The following is a 407-nucleotide window of genomic DNA, read 5'->3' on the forward strand; positions in this document are numbered from 1 at the left end:
ACCTGAGACGCCGAGGTCATGAAGGGTGTCGTCGAGGCTGATCCCTCTAGCCTCGCACCATGCCCGCGCTAACACCGTCTGACGGCGAAGGGAGCCGCCCATGGCCTGTTCCGGGGACGAGAACCGGATGTATGAACAGGCCTTCGGCGGGGCAGATTTGACGGCAGATTTGGCGTTCATGAGGGCGCCAGCGTAACACCCGCGTTTATGTATCACGATCTCAGAAGGTTGTGTCCGCCGGAAACCCAGCCGCGATGGTCTGCTCTCACTCAATAAGCAGAACTTCGGGGGGTAGTGTGCGGAAGTCCGCTCCTGGCGCAGCGCGGCTGCCAGCTTTCTGGAGCGCTAAATCGGATTGCAGCCCGTCGAACCAGCTCTTCCATTGCGACACAGCTTAGCGAAGATGC

1 protein-coding gene is annotated in these 407 nt (G+C 60.4%); it reads right to left on the reverse strand.

Translation table 11 applies throughout. The features are described from left to right. On the reverse strand, positions 1–180 hold a 180-nt coding region (locus AB4Y92_RS26195), incomplete at its 3' end, for a hypothetical protein (protein WP_441822279.1). Positions 181–407: the final 227 nt, after the last annotated feature.

The sequence above is a fragment of the Lysobacter sp. TAB13 genome, assembly GCF_052113885.1.
Taxonomy (GTDB): domain Bacteria; phylum Pseudomonadota; class Gammaproteobacteria; order Xanthomonadales; family Xanthomonadaceae; genus Lysobacter; species Lysobacter gummosus.